This is a genomic window from Halobacillus sp. ABA4_118 (assembly GCF_056160205.1).
On record NZ_JBSWWS010000001.1, the window covers coordinates 947,168 to 964,135 of the forward strand.

Here is a 16,968-nt window from a genome sequence, read left to right on the forward strand (position 1 = left end):
AGTTAACTAGAACGGTTTCTTTAGTGCTGGAGGGCGTGCAGCTTGGCAAAGAGGCCGGCTTCCCGCCCGAGAAGCTCTTCATGACTTCCTTCTTCAGCCACTCCCTCTTCCGTAATCACGAGAATACGGTCGGCTTTTTTTATCGTCCCAAGACGGTGGGCGATGATCAAGGTCGTCCGATCTTTGGAAAGCTCGGTGAGCGCCTTTTGGATCTGGGTTTCAGTTTCAGTATCCAGCGCGGATGTTGCCTCATCCAAAATGAGAATGGAAGGGTTTTTCAAGAACATCCGTGCGATGGCAAGCCGCTGCTTCTGACCGCCGGACAGCTTCAATCCCCGCTCTCCAATCTGCGTATCATATCCATCGGCCAGGTTTTCAATCATCTCTTTCAGATGGGCCTTCTCCACAGCGTCTTCAATTTCTTCCTGGCTGGCATCCAGTCGTCCGTACGCAATGTTTTCCCTTATCGTTCCGGTGAACAAAAAGACATCCTGCTGGACAATGCCGATCTGGGAACGGAGCGATTCTTTCGTCATGTCACGCACATCGATGCCGTCTATGGTAACCGCGCCATCCTTGACGTCATAAAAACGAGGAATCAACGAGCAGATCGTCGATTTCCCAGCTCCGGAAGGTCCGACAAAAGCAATTGTCTCGCCGGTCTTTACGGACAAGCTCAAGTCCTTTAGAATCTCCCGGTTTTCGTCATAGCCAAACGTGACCTTCTGGAAACGGATGTCACCGTGCAGGTGAGGAACGTCGACGGCTCCCCTCCGGTTTTGGATATCAGGAATGGTATCCATCAACTGGGTAAACCGCTTGAAGCCGGCCATCCCTTTTGGATACAACTCCAGCAGCGCACTGATTTTTTCGATCGGTTTAAATAAAATATTCAAATACAAAATGAATGCCACAAGCTCTCCGTAGCTTAAAGCACCGGAAAAACTGAGCCAGGCGCCGTACACGAGAATGGTGATGGTCATCAGTCTCGTTGTCAGATAAATGCCCGTCAAATTCAGACTCATCACCTTGTAGGCGGTCAGCTTCGCTTTTCGGAACATTTGGTTGTTCGTGTTGAAGCGTTTGATTTCATACGCTTCATTTGTAAATGACTGCACGACACGGGCCCCGGATACACTATCTTCGACCCGTGCATTCACTTCTGCAATATTGCCGAACATTTTCGTCCAGGCTGCATTCATTTTGATGTTGGAAAAATAGATGAGCCAGATGAGGAATGGGACGATAATGATGGCGACAAGCGCAAGCTTCACATTGATGGTCAGCATGATCCAGAAAGCACCGACAAAGGTCATGATGGCTATAAAAAAGTCCTCTGGACCATGATGGGCAAGTTCCCCGATGTCCATGAGATCGTTGGTGATCCGGCTCATAATATTTCCGGTCTTCGTATTATCAAAGAAACCGAAGGACTGCCGCTGCACGTGCAGAAACAAATCTCTGCGAAGATCTGTCTCGATATTGATTCCAAGCTTATGCCCCCAGTAGTTGACGACAAACTGCATACTTGAACTCAGCATATATAAAAGCAGCAGCCCGGTACTGACCGCCACAATCGTTCCCCAGTTCCCCTCGGGAAGCAGATCATCAATAAACCAGGAAACAGCGATCGGAAACCCAAGTTCAAGCAGTCCAACAAAAACCGCACAGAAAAAATCGATGAAAAACAGTTTTCTATGCGGACGATAATAACTGAAAAAGCGTTTCAGCATCTTCCTCCACTCCATCCTGACGACGCTGCTGCAGCGTTTTTAATCGAGTAAAAAAACCGCACGCTCAAGCGGCGGTTTCATCTTCTTTATTCTTCCTGTACCGCTGGATTCCCTTGGTAATCAAACGGAAAATCATGTAGAGGCTGCAAAAGAAAAAGAAGCCGAGCACACTGACGAGTGCGTCCGCAAATTCCATGTTGCCACGGCCTGTGATCTTCTGCTGGATTTCCACCGCAAAAACGAAGACAAGCACCATAGCAAATGTGAAAAGAAAGGAAATAACCGTAATACTCCATTTTGCAAGAGCATGAAACAGAACATCTATAAAAATAAGACCGATGATTCCTAGAATTCCAATTACCCAGAAATGCAGATCCTTATCTGAGAGTTCCCATCCCATCATTCTGGAAAATTTTGCGATGACGTCATGCCATAGGTTGACGACTTCTGCTAACAAGAGAATGATTTCTTTCATGGCATATGTTTCTCCTATCCTGTAAAAATCAATGGTTCAGTTCTTTCTCACTATATCACACCCGCTGTTTTCCAGTAAGTCCCTTTTGATTCCAGTAGTGCTTCCGCCGCGGTTCCGCTGCAAAATCCATTATAAGACTATTGATCAAAAGAAGCAGAAAGGGATGACACGATGAAACAGAGGCGCTTCAACCGGCCTTCACCCTTTCAAGTCATCGTTTTCTACTGTCTTCGGGAGCGCAGAGACCTTTCCCTGTCTGCACTCCCACCCAATTGCTCACGCCAGAGACTCGGCAGGCTGTTTTCACCTGGTGTTGAAAGGTCAGCGAGACTGCCCGGTTCAGTATGTAAACACTTTTCCCTTCCCTGTTTGAGAGGTTACGAGCATTGTTCGGTGGTGACACCTGCGGGCACAGCTTCCACCGATAAGCGGACCGTGACCATGTCCCTGAACTATGGACAGATCAAAAGCAGGACCGGGGCAGGTCCTGCTTATTCATGATCCTCTTTTATTGATACATGTACCGCATCATGACGTGCGCGGCGAGGCGGCTTGTCAAATCCCGGAAATCCTTGGATGGATCGACCTCGACAATATCCATGGCGGTAACGATAGGATCCTTGGAAGCCGCTTGTACACTCATCAGCAGTTCCCGTGACGTCAATCCACCAGGGCCGATGGCAGGACATCCGGGAGCATCGGCCTGATCCACGGCATCCATATCGACAGATAAATAGATCATATCCACCTGCTGCTTCAATCGCTGAATCTCTTTTTTCACGATCGATACAATGCCCTCCGTCACTACATCTGCCATCGTGTAGACAGCCACCCCATGGCGTGCACAATAGTCCGCATAGGCTTCAGCATTGGAATAGTCCCGGATGCCGATCTGGACCAAATCCTCTCCCCTTACAATGCTGGATTCGAGCAGGCTGCGAAAGGGGGTGCCGTTCGTCCGTCCGCCGTCCTCTGTGTTCCTTACGTCATGATGGGCGTCCCATTGAAGCACACCGACACGGCCCCAACGCTCATGAAAAGCAGTGATAGAAGGAAAACTGACCCCGTGATCTCCTCCGAGGAGGATGTAACGGGTACAGGCTTCTTCCTCAAGCATTTCCTTCACACTCTTCTTCAATAAATCGTTCGTTTTTTCCGTATCTGTCGGATGGACGGGAGCGTCTCCGAAGTCGAGCATCGTCACATCCGTATAGTCCTGTTCTTTTTCATGGGAATACGTCGTATAAAATCCCAGAGCCCGGCGGATGCTCTGCGGGGCTTCCGATGCCTGGGAGGCAGAGATGGATGATTTCGAGTAAGGCAGACCGAGCAGGCCGATATCTCCGGATTTTCCTTTTTCATACCACTGCTTCGTTTCCTCCACTTTCGTCGTGAACCTGTCTTTGAACCCCCGTACCGGACCGGGATTAAGGTGTTGGAAAGACATCCGCCTCCCTCCTTTCCCAGATTAACCGCCCCCGCTTCCATACCGAACGGGCATGATTCACGCCGTAATGATAAGGAAGGTACTTGTAATTCGGAATGTCCCAGAAGACAAGGTCGGCCTGCCCGCCCACCGTGATTCTTCCAGCCACTTTCTCCATGCCGATCGCATGGGCCGCATTGACCGTCACAGCGTTCCAGATTTCTTCCGGCGTCATTTTCATTTTCAAAGCGGCCAGCGCCATGATCATCTGCAGATTATGGGTAACACAGCTGCCCGGGTTGAAATCCGTCGCCAGGGCTACGGCCGCCCCTTCCTGTATCATCCTTCCCGCATCCGCATAGGTGTCTTTGCCTAAATAAAAGGTTGTACCCGGAAGAAGGACCGCAATCGTGTTAGAGGCTGCCAGTCGTTTGATGCCTTCGGATGATGCCGCCACCAAATGGTCGGCCGATACCGCACCGTATTGAACAGCCAGCTCTGTGCCGCCCAGCGGGTCGATTTCATCCGCGTGGATTTTTACCTGGAACCCGTGGCTCAGCGAAGCCTCCATGAACCGGGCTCCCTGTTCGGTCGTAAACACCCCCGTCTCACAGAATATATCCGTAAAAACCGCCGATGTTTTTTGTTTAATGACCGGAAGCAGGTCCATCATCTGGTCAAGAAAAGCGTCTTCCCGCCCTTTATACTCAGGAGGTATGGCATGAGGGCCGAGAAAGGTGGCTGCGATATCAAGCAGCCCCTCGTTGTTCAGCCGGTCAATGACAGCCAGCTGCTTCAACTCTGTTTCCTCATCCAATCCGTAGCCGCTTTTCGCTTCCAGCGAAGTCACTCCATAAGCCGCCATACCACTGGCAAACCTACGAGCTTTTCTATACAAGGAACTTTCATCCGCCTGCCGCGTTGCACGTACCGTCGAAAGGATGCCTCCACCACTTTTCAAAATATCCAGATACGTTGTACCTGCTTGTTTAAGCGCCAGTTCTTCTTCTCTTGATCCTCCAAAAACGAGGTGGGTGTGTGGGTCCACCAACCCCGGTGATACGACTCTGCCTTCAGCATTGAAACGCTGACGGGCCTGCCGTGCACGGGCCTCTTCCGAAGAACCGATCCAGACGACTTTCTCTCCCCTTATGGCGATAGCCGCCTGATGACGGACTGGCAGCTCCTTCATCGCCTTCCCCTTCAAGGGTCCTGCGCTTGGAAGGAGGAGGGTACCGATGTTTTCAATGATTTGATCATCCATCATGCTTTTCCCTCCCCAGCATTGGAATATCCAGATGGTGTCTTCGTGCTTCCTGCTCGGCCTTTTCATAGCCGGCGTCTGCATGGCGCAAGATGCCCATGCCGGGGTCCGTGGTCAATACCCGTTTCAGACGTTCCTCTGCGAGATCCGTCCCATCGGCCACAGCAACCATCCCAGCGTGAAGCGAATAGCCCATGCCGACCCCGCCGCCGTGATGGAAGGAAACCCACGAACCACCGGCGGCCGTGTTGATCAGCGCGTTCAATACCGCCCAGTCTCCGACAGCATCACTGCCGTCCTTCATCGCTTCTGTCTCACGGTTGGGAGAGGCTACCGAACCACAGTCCAGATGATCCCGGCCGATGACGACCGGTGCTTTTAATTCTCCCTTCCGTACCAGTTCATTGATGCCAAGCCCCATTTTCAACCGGTCCCCGTAACCGAGCCAGCAGATTCTTGAAGGAAGCCCCTGAAATTTGATTCTTTTCTGAGCCTTGTCAATCCAGCGGAGGAGCGGGGCCTGATTCGGGAATAGGTCGCGTACGAGCTGATCGGTGCGGTAAATATCTTCCGGATCCCCCGATAAGGCAGCCCAGCGGAACGGTCCTTTTCCTTCGCAGAATAACGGCCGGATATACGCGGGGACAAAGCCCGGGTAGTCAAAGGCTTCGTTGACGCCGGCATCATAAGCCACCTGGCGCAGGTTGTTGCCATAATCAAAAACAATGCTTCCATGCTTCTGAAACTCCAGCAAAATCCGGACGTGCTCCGCCATGGAATGGGAAGCCTTTTCCACATATAATTCCGGGTTCTGCTTTCTCAGTTTATCCGCTTCGTCCATGGAGAGATCTGTTGGCACGTACCCATTCAGCGGATCATGGGCGGATGTTTGGTCGGTCACAATATCAATCGGAAATCCTTGATCCATGATCTGTTTATGAATGTCTTCCGCATGGCCGAGGCAGGCGATGGACAACGCTTCCCCCTGATGCTTTGCCTCCTCTGCCCAATGAAGCGCTTCTTCGAGGCTTGATGCCCGTCTGTCACAGTAACCGGATGAGAGCCTTTTCGCTATGCGGTCCTGATCGACTTCAACAGCAATGACGACGCCGCCGTTCATCGTCACGGCCAGCGGCTGCGCGCCTCCCATTCCGCCAAGTCCTGCGGTCAAGGTGATGGTTCCCTTTAAGGAGCCATCAAAATGCTTCTCTGCCAAGGAAGCGAACGTTTCGTAAGTGCCCTGTAGAATTCCCTGTGAGCCGATATAGATCCAGCTCCCAGCCGTCATCTGGCCGTACATCATCAATCCTTTTTTGTCCAAGTCGTGAAAATGGGGCCAGTCCGCCCACTTCGGAACGAGAACAGAATTAGAAAGCAGCACACGCGGGGCAGCCGGGTGGGTACGGAAAACACCGACCGGTTTGCCGGATTGGATAAGGAGCGTCTCGTCATTTTCCAACCGTTTCAACACACGGACGATGGCATCAAACGCCTCCCAGTTCCTCGCTGCCTTCCCAATTCCACCGTAAACGACCAATTCCTCCGGCTTTTCGGCCACCGCCGGATCAAGATTGTTGGAGAGCATACGCAGGACAGCTTCCTGCTCCCACCCCTTACATTCAAGCGTCTGTCCAGTTGCAGCTTTTATGTTACGGCTTGTCGACATAAGCATCTCCTCCTTCGTGAATCGACCGCCACTCTTCCCAGTCAAACGAATCACTTTTCATCCATGCCGTCATTTTTTCAATATCTGTAGAAAGAATTCTGTCCTCCGTCAGCGGTGCAACCACGGTCCGGGCTTTCTCCCACAGCTTCCGGATCCGTGGAGATGCCCGGTCAATGCCGCGCCATTCGAGTGCCTGCAGACCGCAGATCAGTTCGATGGCCGCAACTTTCTCCACATTCTCAAGAATAAGAGCGGCATGGCGGGCCGCTGTCGTTCCCATGCTGACGTGATCTTCCTGGTTGGCCGAGGAGGGGATGGAATCCACACTGGCTGGATGAGCGAGCGTTTTATTTTCTGAGACAAGAGAGGCTGCCGCATACTGAACAATCATGAACCCCGACTGCAGTCCTGGATCTGGACTTAAAAAGGCGGGAAGATCATTCAACTGCGGGTTGACGAGCCTTTCAATTCTCCGCTCGGAAATCGAAGCCAGTTCACTGAGCGCAATTTTCAAAAAGTCCATCGCCAGGGCAATTGGCTGTCCATGAAAATTCCCTCCGGATACTACGACGCTCCCGCCTTCAAGAAGGAGCGGATTATCTGTAGCTGCGTTCATTTCGATGGTCAGCTTTTCTTTCACGTAGTGAAGCACCTGCCAGGTCGCTCCATGAACCTGTGGGATACACCGTAACGAATAAGCGTCCTGTACCCGCTTTTCGCCTTGGTAGGTCATCAGCTGACTTCCATCTGTCAGGTGCCGGATACGCTCGGCGACAGCCTCCTGCTCCGGATAGCCCCGTGCAGCATGAATACTCGGATGAAAGGCATCACGGACCCCTTCCAGCGCCTGCAGCGTTACGGCCGCAGTCCAGTCACACTGTACGGCTAATTTTCTCGCCCGAAGCCAGGCTGTAACGCCGACAGCCGTCATGGCCTGGGTCCCGTTGATCAACGCCAGCCCTTCCTTCGCTTTTAATGACAGCGGTGGAATCGATAACTCGGTATAAACATCCGCCGCCGCACGTGGTTTGCCGCGAATAAACACTTCACCTTCACCCATGATCACCAGCGCTAAATGGGCGAGAGGGGCGAGATCTCCCGACGCGCCAAGAGATCCCTGCGAAGGAATAACGGGATGAATCCCCTCATTAATCAACAACTGCAGCCGTTGAACTACGACCTCCCGGACCCCTGAGAACCCTTTCAAAAGCGTATTCAGCCTGAGTACAAGCATTGCCCGGCTGATCACTTCAGGAAAGGGCTCTCCCACCCCGCAGGCGTGCGACCGGATTAAATGCCGCTGCAAAGTATCGACGTCTTCAGCGGCAATCCTGACGTCACTCAGCTTGCCAAATCCAGTATTGATTCCGTAAACCGTATGTCCGTCCGCTACAATCTTCTCCACCGTCTCTCTTCCCACACGTACACGGATCAGACTGCCCTGGGCCACACGAACCTGCTCGTTGTGTACACAGATCCTCTCCATTTCCTCCAGCGTCAAATGATCTCCGTCCAATTCGACCATGGCCATCCCCCTTTCAGACTTCTCCCATCGTTCAGGTGGATCGGCTTAAAAAAAGGCGGCAATGGCACGAAATCCCTACCATTGCCGCCTTCTCATATCTAATGACTACAGGCCACCTATTCTTTTATATATGATTGATTCCAAGTCCACATGTCTCATGCTCCAAACCTTTTACAGGAGCGCCGATCGTCCCGTAAAACGCAACGGCCAGCCATTCCCCTTCTCCAGGATGGTCATAAGGGCGGCCGCGGACGACTGAAAAGCGGAGCCCTACTGTGCGCATCATCATACCTACGCCGATCTGCCCCCGGGTGACACCGTGCAGTGCTTCAAGGATTGCATGATACAACGCATGGGTTTCCCTGTAGACATGTTCCTTGATGATGCCGTTGCGCTTCGCCGCCGTTTCTACAGCAGCGATGATTTTCTGAACATCCATGGAACCGGCTTTTCCCTGACAGTAACGGACATGATTGAAACTGTCGGCAAACACAGACCGTTCTTCTTCTGTCAAAGAGGCGGCCAGGACAGCCAGTTTACCAATCTTAATCTGTTGCGGCACACTAAATCACCGCCTTTCTTCAATCTCCGTCTATTCACTAGTCACTGCATAAATTGTAACCGTTTTCTTATAAAGATACAATCCTAATCCAGGAAGTCGCTTTCGATTTCCTGGATCATTTTTTATGTATGGTCGGCCTGTGAGTGTCTCCGCTTCTGCACAAACACATAGATCAGTTCGGTTAGGAAAGCGGCGGCGATTCCCGACCAGAATAATATCTGAGCGGAAAACAGAGATCCGGAAGCAAAGGTTTCGTAAGAGAAGTTGATGAACAGAACAATCAGGTACGTATAAAAACCGACATAAATGCCTTTGTTCCATCCTTTTTTCTCCTGAGCTGTCATGGAACGGAAGAAAATCGGCTTACCCATTTCCTTTCTCTTCTTTCGTAAGACTCATCGTTATGGTCTTCTTCTGAAAACCGAGCGATTCATAAAGTTTAGATGCGTCATTCCCCGCATAGACGCTCAAGCGGATTTCCCGGTACTGCTGCTGAAGACGGCTGATCCCTTCTTCCATAAGAGCCCGGCCGACATCCCGGCCTCTGAATTCCGGAAGAACAAACAACTCATAGATGAACCCGAACTTCTCTCCGGAAAAGGTATCGCTTTTCTCTCCCGACAGCAGCCAGCCAAGCAACTGTCCCTGATCGTTCTCTGCGATGATGTACGTTCCCCCTTCATCAAGAACCGGCCGGACGAAAGTTTTCGCCTGCTCCTGCCCCACCTTGACCGTACGCATGGTCCCTTCATAAATCATTTGGTGCGTGTGTGAAAGGACCCGGTCATATTCGGAGCTTTCCAGTTTCCTAATCTTCATGCTATCCCTCCGCTTTATGGTTTGATATGAACCCTTGTATTACTTCCTCCATTTTACCTTACAGAAAAAAAAAGAAAACCCGGATGGCGTCATCCGGGTCAGTCCTCTGTATTTAGTTTCCTGTACACCCGGTAAAAGGCGGAAAATGATAGAAACGCAATGATGGAACCTGTAAAAATCGGGATGATCAGCGGGAAAATATACAAGCTGACCATCAGCATAAACCCTGCACTTACCGCAACAGCCACAAACAGAACAGGACTTGTAATGGTAATCAGCAGCGCCTGCTTCATGACGTGCCGGGCTTTCATATCATAGTGAACCATCACAGAAAAACAGTTGATGGTATACACGAATAAGAGAATGCCGAGAACAAGGAAAACGTTCATCAGAAGCTGGTTCACAGCAGAGAAATAGTACAGATCCGCCACAAGCAGTCCCCATAAAACCGTAAGGAACGTTCCAACCGCCGCACTGGTTTTATAGTTTTCCTTATAATAGCTCCAATAAGAACGCCGGGATGCTTTCTCTTCATCTTTACGGACCCACTCGCGTGCCTGGGCAAACAACGCAGTCGTTGCCGGAAAGAAAACGACGGGAAGCAGAATCACCAGTGGTGGAAGCAGATACCATAGATCCTGCAACCCCGAGCTGTACAGCAAACTCAGCAGCAGCAGTCCAACGGGAAGGTTGAAGAATGTCCAGGACAGATTGGCCAGGGCCAGCCGGCTGATCCATTCACTTACGGCATATAGTCCTCCTCTTACTCCTGATGTCTGTTCCATCGTTTTTTCCCCTTTCCAGCGGCTTTATTTGTCCATGTCAGCCAGCCGTCAGGCCCACCACATGTCCGTTGCCGGTTCCTCTATCATCACATCTTTTAAGTTCTTCACCGCAGCTTGGAACCCTTCCTGAATGGACATGATCGGATCTTCGTGTTCAATACTCACCACATGGTCATATCCGAACGTCCTTAGAGCACTGATGATATCAGACCATTCTTTCGTCCCATGGCCGTATCCGACAGAACGGAAGCTCCATGCTCTTGTTTGCACGGCTGCGTAATTCTGCATATCCGTCAGGCCATACATGTTCACGTTTTCCTGATCGATGTACGTATCTTTGGCGTGGAAGTGGTGAATCGCCTGTTCACGACCCAGAATCTTTATCGCTGCGACCGGGTCGATGCCCTGCCACCACAAATGACTCGGATCCAGGTTTGCACCAATGGCTTCTCCTGCAGCTTCGCGGAGCTTCAGCATCGTGTATGGCGTGTGGACGAGAAAACCGGCATGCAGTTCCAGGCCGATTTTCACGCCATGCTCCTCAGCGAGCCGGGCCTGCTCTTTCCAGTATGGAATCAGCTTCTTCTCCCACTGCCATTCAAGAATATCAGAATATTCCGGCGGCCACGGAGTCACCGGCCAGTTCGGAGCGGTGTCATTTTCGTGTCCTCCCGGTGTTCCGGAAAACGTATTGACGACAGGTACGTCCATCAGGCCTGCCAGTTTGACGGTTTTAACAAAGGTGTCATGACATTCCTCTGCAAACGCTTTGTCAGGAGAAATCGGGTTGCCGTGACAGCTGAAGGCACTGATCGTCAAACCTCTGTCATGGACTTTTTGAAGGTATTCTTTACGCTTGTCTTCACTTTCCAGCAGTTCATCCAGGTTGCAGTGAGCATCGCCTGGATAGCCTCCTGTCCCGATTTCAACGGCCTTCAAGCCGGATTCTTTCGCATGATCGAGCATGTCTTCAAACGATTTATCAGAAAAAAGGACGGTAAATACCCCTAGTTTCATTCAGCATCCTCCGCTCTATGGTTTAGTTTAACACTTGTTCCGGTTTGACTGCTTTCATAAATGGCTTCCATCAGCCTGGTGACTTTCAGTGCCTGCTCCGGTTTTACGACAAGCTCTGCCCGGCCGAGACACGCATCAATAAAATTCTCCGCTTGAAGAACCCCGACTTCCGGCTCTCCTTCACGGATTTTCGCTGAGCTGTCAAACAAGGCACCGTATTTCGCCTGGTATAATTCAAACGGATAGACACTCAAGCCGCCTTCCGTGCCTGAAATGGTCAAGGTTGTATGGTCTTCCTTAATGTTCGCTGCCCATGAACACTCAAACTGGAGCGACTCGCCATTTTCAAACGTGATATAGCTTGTTACATGATCATCTACGTTAAAGGTTTCATGATCAAAGCTGCCCCAGTCATTGACAAGTCCCGGTGTCCTGCTCAGCCGGTCATAAGTCCGGCCCGTCACTTCAACCGGTTCCGGATCATCCAGAAGCCAGAGAGCAAGATCAAGGAGATGACAGCCGAAGTCGATCAGACTTCCTCCACCCTGGAGGTCCTTATTTGTGAATACACCCCAGCCGGGAACTTTACGGCGGCGCATAGCCTGGACTCTCGTCACGAAGGCCTCCCCGATTTCATTGTTCAACAAAACTTTCTTCGCCAGCTGCGCCTCTGGAGTAAACCGGTAGTGGTAGGCAATGTCAAGGATGCAGTTATTCCGCTCTGCCGCCTCGATCATCGCCTCTCCCTCTGCCGTTGTCATGGCCATCGGTTTCTCACAGAGCACATGGACCCCGGCTTCCAGAGCTGCAACCGCAATCTCTGCATGGAACTTGTTCGGCGTACAGATCGTTACAGCATCCACTTCCTGGAACATATCTTTATAATAAGAAAAGACGTAGGGGATATCGAACGTCTCCGCTGCCTCTTCCGCCCGGTCACGGTTCACATCCTGAACGGCGGTTAATTCTACTTTTCCGCTTAATTCAAGGAAAGAGGGAATATGCCTCCCCTGGGCAATTCCCCCCGCTCCAATGATTCCCATTTTCAACCGAGTCATTGAAGAGCACGCTCGATACGACTGATTTCCTTTGTTTCCCCTGAACGGACCGCAGCAAGGATCAGTTCAAGTGATTTCAGACCTTCTTCCCCAGTAATGAGTGGTTCCGTGTCATTGAGGATGCTGTCGACAAAATGATCAATCACCTGCGTATTCGTCTGACCGCCTTCGTCATTCGACTGGATTTTCCCAAGCTGATAATTCACGATGTCCCCGTTTGTATACTGGGCAATCAGGGAGTACACAGGATCGTCCTCCAGACGCAGCGTTCCCTTCTCTCCATATATGACTGTGCTGTTATCCTCGTGGGTATTGTAAGCCCAGCTTGCTGTCATTGTTCCGACGATGCCGTTTTCTGAGCGGAGGATACAGACCGCATTATCGTCCACCGTGATATCTTTTTTCGCATTGTTCTCGACAAAGCCGGCCGCTTCGACAAATTCCTGTCCGAGGATGTAGCGGAGCAGATCGGCTTTATGTACACCTAAATCCCCCATGGCACCGATGAAAGCCTGATCTTTCTTAAAGAACCAGCTGTCTTCCCCTTCGGCACTCCAGCCTTCCGGACCGCCGTGCCCGAAAGTCGTACGGAAGCTGTACACTTTTCCGATGCTGCCGGACTCAATCAGCTCCCTGGCTTTCTGATGGGACGGCACAAAACGCTGGTTGTGGGCAATCATCAATTTCTTTCCATTCTTTTCTGCCGCAGCGATCATGTCCTCCGCTTCCTCTCTTGAAGTAGCCATCGGCTTTTCACAGAGCACGTGCGCTCCCTTGTTCAAAGCGGCGATGGACACAGGAGCGTGCAGGTAGTTCGGCAGGCAGACGCTCACCGCATCTATATCTTCTTTTTCTAAAAGATCTTCATAATCCGTATAGATTGTAGCTCCATACAGCTGCCCTACTTTCCGGGCCCGTTCCTCAGCGATATCACAAACCGCCTTGATTTCCACATGTTCATTCGCTTCATATTCCAGCAAGTGACGGTTCTGGGCGATGCTTCCGCATCCGATTACAGCAACTTTCAGCATTGTCATCGTTACAGCTCCTTTATGATTTACTCGTAATGTTTTCTAAAGGCTGGGCATTTCCATAAACCGGCTTCGGCGTGTCTGCGTTACGGACGTAGTTCACACCGTTGCGGATGACTTTTTGTATTTCTTTGTTGTAATAGGTTGGATACGTTTCATGACCTGGACGGAAATAGAAAATCTTTCCGCGTCCGCGTTTGAACGTGGCACCACTACGGAACACTTCGCCGCCTTCAAACCAGCTGAGGAAGACCAGCTCATCCGGCGCAGGAATATCAAAATGCTCTCCGTACATCTCTTCTTTTTCCAGTTCGATGTATTCCCCAATCCCTTCAGCGATCGGGTGGGTGGGATCAACGACCCATAGACGTTCTTTCTCATCGGCTTCCCGCCATTTCAGATCACAGGAAGTCCCCATCAATTTCTTAAACGGTTTGGAAAAATGGCCGGAATGAAGAACGACAAGTCCCATCCCGTCAAGGACACGCTGCTTCACCTTCTCAGCAATCTCATCCTGGACTTCGTCGTGGGCTTTATGGCCCCACCATACGAGGACATCTGTTTCGGCAAGGACTTCATCTGTCAATCCATGCTCCTCTTCATCGAGGGTGGCTGTTTTCACATGGGCATGATCTTCGCCCAGAAATTCTGCAATTGCGCCGTGAATGCCGTCGGGATAAACATCAGCAACGACCTGGTTTTCTTTTTCATGTCGATATTCGTTCCATACTAGTACATTCATTCTTTCCATCTCCTTTTCCTTTATCTCTGTTTGATTTTCTATGGATCATGCTTTTTTCTGTCTGCTACGCTCCGGCCTGCAGGACGACTCCCGTTCCACGATTCTTGTAGGGATGATCATGCTTTTCTTGACCATATCCGGACGTTTGAGCAGGTCGATCAAGCTGGAGGCTGACTCATGTCCAAGCTGAATCGCCTGCGTATCCACCGTCGTCAACGGGGGATCAGCGAGTCTTGACACCACCGTATTGTTAAAGGCGGCGATACTCATCTGTTCCGGAATGGACACTCCTCTGCGGGACAAGGACCGCATAACTGTGAGCGCATTGTATTCGTCAGTGAAGATTAAAGCTGTCGGTATCTTTTCAAGGACCAGGAGCTGTTCAGCAACCTGATCGGGATCCTGTTTGTCTGATGGATCATTTTTCAGCCATTTTTCATCAACCGGCAGCCCCTGATCCTTCATGGCGGCGCGATATCCTTCCAACCGGTCGCGGGCGACTTCAAATTGGGAGTTGCCTCCGACATATCCGATTCTTTCGTGGCCAAGTCCAATCAAGTACCGGGTCATTTCCTTACTGGCCTCTACGTTATCGTTGTCTACATACATCGTCTCTCCCGGTCGATCGACAGGCTTTCCAAGCACAACAAAAGGAAAGCTGGATTCTCTTAAAAACGGAACGACTTGATCGTCTTCCCTGGAGTAAAGCACGAGCACACCGTCCACACGTTTTCCCTGGACCATCTTGACGACTTCCTGAAAAATCGCTTCCTCTGTATTCCCTGTTGTCAGGTACATGCTGTAGTCCCGTTCATGGCAGGCATCACTGATTCCTCGTAACAATTCGGAGAAAAACGGATTTTCGAAAAAGTGATCAGAAGAAACTTTCGTTACGATGCCGATGGTCTGCGTGGACTGGCTGACAAGGACACGGCCGTTGTAATTCAGGTGATAGCCAAGATCATCCATGACTTTCCGGACTTTCCGCTTCGTTTTTTCACTGATTCTCGGACTATCCGAGATGACACGGGATACGGTAGATGGCGCGACGCCGGCCTTTTTGGCCACATCCTTGATTGTTACGGACACGTTCATCTACCTCCCTTCTTCGTTTATTTAACAGCACCCTCTGATACACCATTGATGATCTGCTTCTGTGCGAAGAAGTATCCGATGATGACCGGCAGGATGGCAATGGTAAGTCCAGCCAGCGCCAGGTGCCACTGTTTCGTATATTGCCCGAAGAAATAGAACATTTTCAACGGTATGGTTGCGTTGGATTCATTAAGAACAAGGGATGGAAGCAGGTAGTCGTTCCAGATCCAGATGACATTCAATATAGCTACCGTAACGGAAATCGGTTTAAGCAGCGGGAAAATGATGTACCAGAATGTCTGGAAGCGGTTCGCTCCATCGATGATAGCCGCTTCATCCAGGGATTTCGATACTCCTGTCATCGCTCCGTGATAAAGGAAGATGGAAAGACTGCAGCCGAATCCGAGATACATGAAAATCAATCCGCCGGCATTCAGCATGTCCGCCTGTCCAAAGATCGATACAAGCGGAATCATGACCGACTGGAACGGAATAAGCATCGCGGCCACAAAGATGAAGAAAATCACACTGCTCAGCTTACTTTTATTTCTCGCCAGCGCATAACCGGCCATGGATGAAAACAGGATGATGATCGCAATACTGAACCCTGTAATCATGAGCGAGTTGAAAAGAGACTTCAGGAATTCAAGATCAACAAACGCTTCGACGAAGTTTTCAAAAACCGGTTCACTCGGAAATCCGAGTACCCCGCTGAAAATGTCCCGCTTCGTTTTGAACGCATTGACAATCATCAGGTAAAATGGCGAGATCCAGATCAATCCAAGCAGAAGGCCGAGGATTTCTATCGATAGTAAATTTCTTCTCTCTTTGTTCTTCTTCATTACATCTCAACCTCCCGCTTCTTGTTGTAATACACCTGAGTCAATGCAATCACAGCAACGATCAGGAAGAAAATAACCGCTTTTGCCTGGGCATAGGCCATATCGTTGTCAGAGAACGCTGTACGTACGATTTCCATCGCTACCATCTGCGTGGAGTTGAATGGTCCACCGTTGGTCAGGGACAAGTTCTGGTCGTAGATCTTGAAAGCCATGGACAATGTAAGGAACATACTAACCGTAAACGCTGGTGCGACCAGGGGGAACGTAATATTTTTGAAGCGTTGGAAACTGCTTGCTCCATCAATTTTCGCCGCTTCAATCAGTTCTTTCGGAATGTTTTCAAGGTAAGCAATGTAGATGATCATGATGTAACCAGCCATCTGCCACGCTGTCAGAATGACAAGACCCCAGAAGCCGGTATTTGTGGTGGACAACCAGCCTTCAAAACCTTCGATTCCTGTAATTCCGGCAATATCACCGAACACACTGATGAAAATGAACTGCCAGATAAACCCGAGGATCAATCCACCGATCAAGTTCGGCATAAAGAAGACGGTCCGCAGAAGACTGCTTGATTTAATATTCCGTGTCACAAGCAGGGCCAGGCCCAGTCCCATCACATTAAGCAGGACGACCGTAATGAGGGCAAATTTCACAGTGAACCATATGGAATCCACAAATTCACTTTCCTGAAACAGGTTGATGTAGTTCTCAAACCCGATAAAAGCTGTAGCCGTAATTCCATTCCAGTCTGTAAATGAATAGAAAAGACCGTAGAAGAATGGGATGACGACGACAATCCCCAAACCAAGAATAACCGGTGTCAAAAACAGCCAGAATGATAAGCTGCGGTTCTGCATGTACAACTCCTCCAATACATGATGCGGTAGATGCCGCTGGTTATGGTATCGATTTCATAAAAGAATAG

General features: G+C 50.4%; 17 protein-coding genes. All 17 read right to left on the minus strand.

From position 1 onward, the window contains the following. Nucleotides 1-20: 20 nt before the first annotated feature. Nucleotides 21-1,733 (minus strand): ABC transporter ATP-binding protein, encoded by a 1,713-nt coding sequence (locus tag ACXAGL_RS04655; RefSeq protein WP_474990159.1) that lies wholly within the window; start codon nucleotides 1,731-1,733, stop codon nucleotides 21-23. Between the two features lie 64 nt (nucleotides 1,734-1,797). Beyond that, nucleotides 1,798-2,208, minus strand: a complete 411-nt coding sequence (locus tag ACXAGL_RS04660; RefSeq protein ID WP_474969710.1) for a hypothetical protein — start codon at nucleotides 2,206-2,208, stop codon at nucleotides 1,798-1,800. Nucleotides 2,209-2,716: 508 nt separating this feature from the next. After that, the gene (hutG, locus tag ACXAGL_RS04665; RefSeq protein ID WP_474990161.1) at nucleotides 2,717-3,655 is read right to left on the minus strand and encodes a formimidoylglutamase; all 939 of its coding nucleotides are present in this window, start codon (nucleotides 3,653-3,655) and stop codon (nucleotides 2,717-2,719) included. Next, complete coding sequence (hutI, locus tag ACXAGL_RS04670; protein WP_474992335.1) at nucleotides 3,636-4,898, minus strand: imidazolonepropionase; 1,263 nt, start codon at nucleotides 4,896-4,898, stop codon at nucleotides 3,636-3,638. Before hutI ends, hutG begins: the two co-directional genes overlap by 20 nt. Next, a complete protein-coding gene (gene hutU / locus ACXAGL_RS04675; protein ID WP_474990163.1) occupies nucleotides 4,891-6,564 on the minus strand; it encodes a urocanate hydratase in 1,674 nt (557 codons plus the stop codon). Before hutU ends, hutI begins: the two co-directional genes overlap by 8 nt. Then, nucleotides 6,548-8,089, minus strand: coding sequence for a histidine ammonia-lyase (gene hutH, locus ACXAGL_RS04680; RefSeq protein ID WP_474990165.1), 1,542 nt, complete (start codon nucleotides 8,087-8,089; stop codon nucleotides 6,548-6,550). The genes hutU and hutH overlap by 17 nt, the downstream gene beginning before the upstream one ends. 124 nt (nucleotides 8,090-8,213) lie before the next feature. Then, entirely contained in the window at nucleotides 8,214-8,651 is a 438-nt protein-coding gene (gene hutP / locus ACXAGL_RS04685; RefSeq protein WP_474990167.1) for a hut operon transcriptional regulator HutP, read from the minus strand. A 122-nt stretch (nucleotides 8,652-8,773) separates the two neighbouring features. Continuing rightward, nucleotides 8,774-9,022 carry a hypothetical protein gene (locus ACXAGL_RS04690; protein WP_474969716.1) on the minus strand — a complete coding sequence of 83 codons (249 nt, stop codon included), beginning with the start codon at nucleotides 9,020-9,022 and terminating at the stop codon, nucleotides 8,774-8,776. Then, on the minus strand, nucleotides 9,015-9,470 hold the full coding sequence (locus tag ACXAGL_RS04695; RefSeq protein ID WP_474969718.1) for an N-acetyltransferase family protein: 456 nt from the start codon (nucleotides 9,468-9,470) through the stop codon (nucleotides 9,015-9,017). Before ACXAGL_RS04695 ends, ACXAGL_RS04690 begins: the two co-directional genes overlap by 8 nt. A 98-nt stretch (nucleotides 9,471-9,568) precedes the next feature. After that, on the minus strand, nucleotides 9,569-10,255 hold the full coding sequence (locus tag ACXAGL_RS04700) for a YesL family protein (RefSeq protein WP_474969719.1): 687 nt from the start codon (nucleotides 10,253-10,255) through the stop codon (nucleotides 9,569-9,571). Nucleotides 10,256-10,303: 48 nt separating this feature from the next. Then, nucleotides 10,304-11,272, minus strand: a complete 969-nt coding sequence (locus ACXAGL_RS04705) for a sugar phosphate isomerase/epimerase family protein (RefSeq protein ID WP_474969720.1) — start codon at nucleotides 11,270-11,272, stop codon at nucleotides 10,304-10,306. Beyond that, entirely contained in the window at nucleotides 11,269-12,330 is a 1,062-nt protein-coding gene (locus ACXAGL_RS04710) for a Gfo/Idh/MocA family protein (RefSeq protein ID WP_474990169.1), read from the minus strand. The genes ACXAGL_RS04705 and ACXAGL_RS04710 overlap by 4 nt, the downstream gene beginning before the upstream one ends. After that, nucleotides 12,327-13,367 (minus strand): Gfo/Idh/MocA family protein, encoded by a 1,041-nt coding sequence (locus tag ACXAGL_RS04715; protein WP_474969722.1) that lies wholly within the window; start codon nucleotides 13,365-13,367, stop codon nucleotides 12,327-12,329. Before ACXAGL_RS04715 ends, ACXAGL_RS04710 begins: the two co-directional genes overlap by 4 nt. A gap of 13 nt (nucleotides 13,368-13,380) precedes the next feature. Continuing rightward, on the minus strand, nucleotides 13,381-14,103 hold the full coding sequence (locus tag ACXAGL_RS04720; RefSeq protein WP_474990171.1) for a ThuA domain-containing protein: 723 nt from the start codon (nucleotides 14,101-14,103) through the stop codon (nucleotides 13,381-13,383). Between the two features lie 45 nt (nucleotides 14,104-14,148). Then, nucleotides 14,149-15,192, minus strand: a complete 1,044-nt coding sequence (locus ACXAGL_RS04725; RefSeq protein ID WP_474990172.1) for a LacI family DNA-binding transcriptional regulator — start codon at nucleotides 15,190-15,192, stop codon at nucleotides 14,149-14,151. Between the two features lie 23 nt (nucleotides 15,193-15,215). Beyond that, entirely contained in the window at nucleotides 15,216-16,040 is an 825-nt protein-coding gene (locus ACXAGL_RS04730; RefSeq protein ID WP_474969724.1) for a carbohydrate ABC transporter permease, read from the minus strand. Beyond that, nucleotides 16,040-16,900, minus strand: coding sequence for a carbohydrate ABC transporter permease (locus ACXAGL_RS04735; protein WP_474970865.1), 861 nt, complete (start codon nucleotides 16,898-16,900; stop codon nucleotides 16,040-16,042). Before ACXAGL_RS04735 ends, ACXAGL_RS04730 begins: the two co-directional genes overlap by 1 nt. Nucleotides 16,901-16,968: the final 68 nt, after the last annotated feature.